The following is a 6461-nucleotide window of genomic DNA, read 5'->3' as shown; positions in this document are numbered from 1 at the left end:
TGGTCTGTACTACTAATGTTAGTATGTTTCCGTGGGGCGCGGATGAGCCGCTTCCTTCACTACGCTCAGTCCAGGGTCTCATCATTCGCGCTATATCCCACAGGAGTCGCCCGTCTTTCGCTCCAATCCCTAGAAGGTGAACCGTGATACATAGTAAGCTCACTTTAAGTAGTATGAATTTCCGTATTCTGGGATGGAAAAGTATACGTATTTTCAAGAGAATACAGCTTCCGCGCGTGGACATTCAACTCACTAACTTCAGAAAAATACACTAGTTGATCGTAGTAAAAGGCGGCGACTCCTGCGGGATTAGCTCGACAGGTGAGACCCCGCAGGAGCGCAGCGACGAGGAGGCTCACCGCGAGCCCCGCGGAAAGCGTCCGCCTGGAACGCAGATCAACGGTGCCTTTACCAACTGCCATTTTTATAACTATATTCTAAAACCGTGAATGGATAATCTCATCGCGGTTCTTTTTCGTCCAAACGGTACATAGTAATCTTGCTATAAATTTGGTAAACTATAGATTGACATAGAATTGGAAGGATGGAGTTGCGTTATCAATCAAAAAAGTTTGCTGACCCATGCGAAGCGGAGAGTAGCAATCACCGCCATGTCGGCAGTCATGCTCGTGTCATTGCCGTTTGGAGCATCAGCCAGCACGAAAACCGTCACTAGTTACCCAGTCTCTTCGGGCGTCAATTATTCTCAATACACGTATTCAGGCAGTAGTTACATAAATCATTTAGAAGTCAATCTTGGAGACCCACATACAAAACTAAAAATGGGCGTACCTTCACCTATAGCGAAAACAGCGCCAACACTAACTTTGGCGAATCGCGATTCCAAAGAAGGAAATCGGGTAGTAGGCGCTGTCAATGCATCGTTTTTTGATATGAAGACAGGGATGCCCATGTATTTATTATCTGAAGGGAATGAAATCGTCAACGGCGGTGTAATCTCCCAATCAAATTCCTATTATGTGAGCCATCCGATCGCTTTCGGCGTGACAAAAGATGGGCTGGCGGAAATTGATAATTTTAACTTAGGTATTCAAGTCGAAGCCAAAGGAAATGTCTATCAAATGACAGGAATCAATAGAGAACGTCAGGCAGACGAGACGATTATCTTTACTCCGCAACACTATAAGAAAAGTACTGGATCCAATGAATTTGGAATTGAGATTGTCGTAGAGACCAATGCGCCAATTACATCCACTCATTACGGACAGAAAGTACAAGGTAAAGTGGTGAAGGTCCGTGGCTATGGAGAGAAGGCAGCTGTTTCCATTCCATCAAACGGTTTCGTATTATCAGTTCACGGTAAGAAAGGATTGGATCGTTTCAAGTCGTTAACAGTAGGCGATGACGTTTCATTGGATCTATCAATTGATGATAAATGGAAAGATTCACAGTTCATGATGGCGAGTGGTCCTATGCTTGTGAAAGACGGCAAGCGTCATATTACGATGGACACGTCCAATTGGCGTGCGACTGCTAAAACTGCAAGAACTGCGATTGCAATCAGCAAAGACAAGAAGCAGGTTCATTTGGTGACAGTTGATTCGCGTTCTGGTTATAGTAACGGGATGACGTTGACACAATTCGCAAATTATCTTGTATCTAAAGGTTACGACCGCGCGTTGAACTTTGACGGTGGGGGCTCCACGACAATGGGTATCCGAAAATACGGCAGCAATCAAGTCGTGTTGGCGAACCGGACGACAAATGCCAGTCAGCGAAATATTTCAGCAATCGTTGAAGCGGTCAGCACAGCACCTACCGGCGAACCGGCAATTGTCAGTGTGTCTCGTTCGAATATCGGTGAAATGCTTGTAGGAGCAACGGCGACATTGAAACTGAATCATGTATTGGATGCACATTATAATCCGATCGTGCCAAATGCGTCACAGCTAAAAGTCACTTCAGGTAAAGGCACAGTCGAAGGTACCGGTTTGACATATAAAGCAATAAAAGCAGGGGAAGATCGAATCTATGTAAACTATGGTTCTGCTGAACAGTCCTTCCCGGTTAAAGTCGTTGCGGAACCAGCAAAACTAACTGTCAAAGCTTCAGCGAAAAGTGTTAAGCCAGGTGAAAAAATCAACTTTACGGCTACGCCTGCAGATGCATCAGGAAAACCAATCATTTATCAACCGAGTCAATTGACTTGGAGCGTTACAGGCGATCAAATCGGATCGGTTAATTCAAATGGTACATTCAATGCTACAAAAGCTGGAAAAGGACAAGTCAATGCGACGCTGGGTACAAAAACCATCGCGGTGCCGATTGAAGTAAAATCGACATCAACATCAACTCCTAAGCCGACACCGCCAACTGGGGGAGGCAATGGTACGGATACAAATCTGTTCAAGGATGTGCCTAAGTCCTATCCATACGCTGAGGAGATCTACTACTTGCGAGATCAGAAAGTGATTAATGGAGATATCGATGGGAAGTTTAATCCGAGTCATACCTTATCAAGACAACATGCTGCGGTTATTTTGAGCCGTGCATTCGATTTAGCGCCTGTAGATAATGCAAAAACAAGCTTTAGTGATGTGCCGAAAACACATCGCTATTACAAAGAAATCAGTGCTATCGCCAATGCAAATATCGTAGGAGGCTATTCGGACGGAACATTTAATCCGAATGGACAACTGACTCGGGCGCAAATGGCCATGATTCTTGTGAAAGCCTATAAATTAGAGGGAGAATCATCTGCTAAGTTCAAGGATGTATCCCCTCAACATGGTGCGTATAAACAAATTCATATTTTAGCAAATCACGGTATCACGACGGGTAATGAAAAGGGTGAGTTCATGCCTGGCCGCGCTGTGAATCGTGCGCAATTCAGTGCATTCCTATACAGAAGTATGAACTTGTAAGTTTGGATGAAAGAAGCTTTCAAATCAATTGAACAACTGTTGATTTGAAGGCTTCTCTTCCGTTTGTATACAATATAAAACTCCACTCTGCTATACTTGTAGCAAATGATCTGAAAAGGATGTATGGAAATTGAAAATAGGAATTGTGGGGAACTATGGTAATGACAATAACGGCGATGAAGCCATTTTACTGAGCATCATTTCACAAGTTACAGAGGTCTTTCAAGTTCCAAGTGATGTGATCACCGTATTCAGCAATAATCCGAAGCAAACTGCAAAACGCTACCAAGTGATGAGCGCACCGCTTTATTATAAAAAAGGCAATGCAGTCAAAACATTTGCAGCCACGTATATGCAAAATAAGAAAATCGTTAAAACATTTGATTTGCTCATTATTGGCGGCGGCGGTATCTTAATGGATTTGTACAAGCGTGAAGCCCCTTTATATGGATCATATGCCATGATGGCGAAAAATTCAGGCGTGCCATATGTGATTTATGGTTGTGGAGCCGGTCCGCTCAGCAGTGATCTTGGAAAGTGGTTCATCCGATATATGAGCAAGCATGCACATAGTATTTCTGTGCGAGATCCGGAATCGGCAGAGCTTTTGCAATCAGTAGGTGTGAAGAAGGAGATCCAAGTCATTGGGGACCCGGCCTTTTCATTAAAAAAAGAACGTCACACACACTCAGAAAGCCCGGTGAAAATCGGCGTGACAGCTGTTCCTTATTATCATGGCGGCTATTGGCCGGAGAGTAAAGAGGAAATCTACCAGCAGTATATAGAAGGAATGGCGAAAAACCTAGACGCTTTAGCGGCGGCTCGACCTGTTGAAATCACGTTTTTTGCTACAAAGTTCCCTCAGGACGCAGACGTAACGAAAGACATTCAAGCATTAATGAAAGAATCAGCGCACACCACTGTTATCGACCGCAATTTATTGCCGAAAGACTTGTTGGAAATCACGGCGTCCCAAGATCTGGTAATCGGGACCAGATTACACTCGTTAATCTTAGCGACCTGTACAGCGACACCAGTTATCGCGGTTTGCTATCACCACAAAGTTACCGATTTCATGAAGCTCGCTAATTTGGAGGAAGTTTCGATTCCGATAGGAGAGATGCATCAATCTGAGAACCACTTGACTACTGCATACGAATTATTAGCTGCGGATTGGACGCAGACATGTGAGCAGACACAGAAACTTTCCACAACGTTATATGAAGAAGCTATGAGCGGCACACGACAATTTACAGAGGCCATCAAAAAAAACGTATGAAACTGATTACAGTTTCATACGTTTTTTTTAAAATCCAAGCAATGATCTTACTTCATTAAGGTAAGTTTGGCTTACGGGGAGTTCTGTGCCATCAATGAGCGTGATGACTAAGTTTGAAGAAAAATCCCTGGAGATTTTTTCGATACAACTCATGTTGATAATATACGAACGATGGATACGCAGGAAAACCTTGGGGAGACGAAGATGTAAATCTTTTAATGTGAAACTAATATTATATTGTTCACCAGACGTATAGAACCAAGTCTTCTTATGTAAACTTTCAATATAAGTTACTTCATTGATAGGGATGGGAAACCATTCATCATCCCGTTTCCCCGTCAGAAATTGTAGTTGATCTTTTTTAAGCACATGAAAGTTCGGTGGCAATATAATGATCAAGGCTCCCGGTTCGCCCTTGACATCAATCGGATAGCCTATTCCAAAGTAGGACATTCCATAAAGTGTATTATCCATGACGACCTCCACTTTACGGCGTCCTTTGATCGTAGCCTCCGCAATACTGCCTGTTTGGATATGTTGACCTTCTTTTAAATGGATGTCATGCATGCCAGGATCATAGTAAATGTAGCGGTCCGATACCGCAATGGCGATAGAAGCGTCCTTTGGAACCCAGTCCTCTAAGATGGTTGCATATTGATTCAATATTTTTTTTGGGATATCAACATTTTCCATAGATTCACATAAACCCCTTTGTTTATGAATTCATTTCAATAACTTTCCTTTTCATCCATTCTACCATTCTTTCATCCACTAAAAAAGCCTTTTTGTCGAAATGGACTGACAATTCAGATGGACTGTTATATAGTAATCAATAACGAATATAACTGTTATGAAACAGTTTGTAACAGTTAGCCGTTGAAAAACTGGGAAGGTGTGAAGAATATGTCAACTAGACAAGAACAAATTGCGCAATTGGAAAGAAGCTGGGCCGAGGATAGCCGTTGGAAAGGAATCAAACGTAACTACACTGCCGAAGATGTAGTGAAACTACGAGGTTCACTTCTAATTCAAAATACACTAGCTGAAAAGGGTGCTGCTCGCCTTTGGAAATCTCTTCATGAAGAAGATTTCATCAATGCACTTGGTGCACTTACAGGTAACCAAGCGGTACAACAAGTAAAAGCTGGTCTACAAGCAATCTACCTAAGCGGATGGCAAGTTGCTGCTGATGCAAACCTTGCAGGACAAATGTATCCTGACCAAAGTTTATATCCAGCAAACTCTGTGCCTGCAGTTGTTAAACGCATCAACCAAGCACTTCAACGTGCTGACCAAATCGACCATGCTGAAGGCCGTGAAGACGGATTTGATTGGTTTGCACCAATCGTAGCGGACATGGAAGCTGGCTTCGGCGGTCCATTGAACGTTTTCGAATTAATGAAAGGCATGATCGAAGCTGGAGCTGCCGGCGTTCACTTGGAAGACCAATTGGCTTCTGAAAAGAAATGTGGACACTTAGGCGGTAAAGTTCTTCTACCAACTCAAAATGCGGTTCGCAACCTATCTGCTGCCCGTCTTGCTGCTGACGTTCTAGGCGTTGATACAGTAATCATCGCTCGTACAGATGCGGATGCTGCTGATATGGTAACTAGCGATATCGATCCAGTAGATGCAGAATTCCTAACAGGAGAGCGTACACCTGAAGGATTCTACAAATCTAAGCCAGGTATCAAACAAGCAATCGCACGCGGTCTTGCGTATGCAGAATATGCTGATCTAGTATGGTGTGAGACTTCTCATCCATCACTTGAAGAAGCTCAAGAATTCGCGGATGCTATCCATGCGAAATTCCCGGAAAAAATGCTTGCATACAACTGTTCACCTTCATTTAACTGGAAGGCGAACTTGGATGATGCAACAATTGAAAAATATCAAGTTGAACTTGGTAAAATGGGATACAAGTTCCAGTTCGTTACACTTGCAGGTTTCCACACGTTGAACCACAGCATGTTCGAATTGGCTCACGGTTACAAGACTCGCGGAATGGGTGCTTATTCAGAGCTTCAGCAAGCTGAGTTTGATAACGAAGTAAAAGGTTACACTGCTACACGTCACCAACGTGAAGTAGGAACAGGTTACTTTGATGAAGTCGCACAAGTAATCTCTGAAGGCCAATCTTCAACGACTGCAATGTCAGGTTCAACTGAAACAGCACAGTTCTAATAGAAGTTTTATAGTTTTACCGAATGTGACTTTGGGGAGAAAGTTCCGTTCGCTTAAATAAAAGGGGTATTAATAGAATAACGGGGTCACGGTATCTTCCAGTAGATAACGTG

General features: G+C 43.2%; 4 protein-coding genes. 3 read left to right on the top strand and 1 reads right to left on the bottom strand.

What is annotated here, in order from left to right; all coding sequences use genetic code 11:
• Positions 1-536 precede the first annotated feature (536 nt).
• Positions 537-2885, top strand: a complete 2349-nt coding sequence (locus H7J92_RS09565) for an S-layer homology domain-containing protein (protein ID WP_221836739.1) — start codon at positions 537-539, stop codon at positions 2883-2885.
• A 130-nt stretch (positions 2886-3015) separates the two neighbouring features.
• Positions 3016-4164, top strand: a complete 1149-nt coding sequence (locus H7J92_RS09560; RefSeq protein WP_078817220.1) for a polysaccharide pyruvyl transferase family protein — start codon at positions 3016-3018, stop codon at positions 4162-4164.
• A gap of 27 nt (positions 4165-4191) precedes the next feature.
• On the opposite strand, the gene H7J92_RS09555 is transcribed toward H7J92_RS09560, so the two are convergent.
• Positions 4192-4857, bottom strand: a complete 666-nt coding sequence (locus H7J92_RS09555) for a LytTR family DNA-binding domain-containing protein (RefSeq protein ID WP_078817221.1) — start codon at positions 4855-4857, stop codon at positions 4192-4194.
• A gap of 210 nt (positions 4858-5067) precedes the next feature.
• On the opposite strand from H7J92_RS09555, the gene aceA reads away from it, so the two are divergent.
• A complete protein-coding gene (aceA, locus tag H7J92_RS09550) occupies positions 5068-6348 on the top strand; it encodes an isocitrate lyase (RefSeq protein WP_040758374.1) in 1281 nt (426 codons plus the stop codon).
• Positions 6349-6461 lie beyond the last annotated feature (113 nt).

The organism is Sporosarcina aquimarina (genome assembly GCF_019748715.1).
Taxonomy (GTDB): domain Bacteria; phylum Bacillota; class Bacilli; order Bacillales_A; family Planococcaceae; genus Sporosarcina; species Sporosarcina newyorkensis.
Note: the sequence above shows the minus strand (reverse complement) of the source record. Positions and strands in the feature narration are given on the sequence as shown.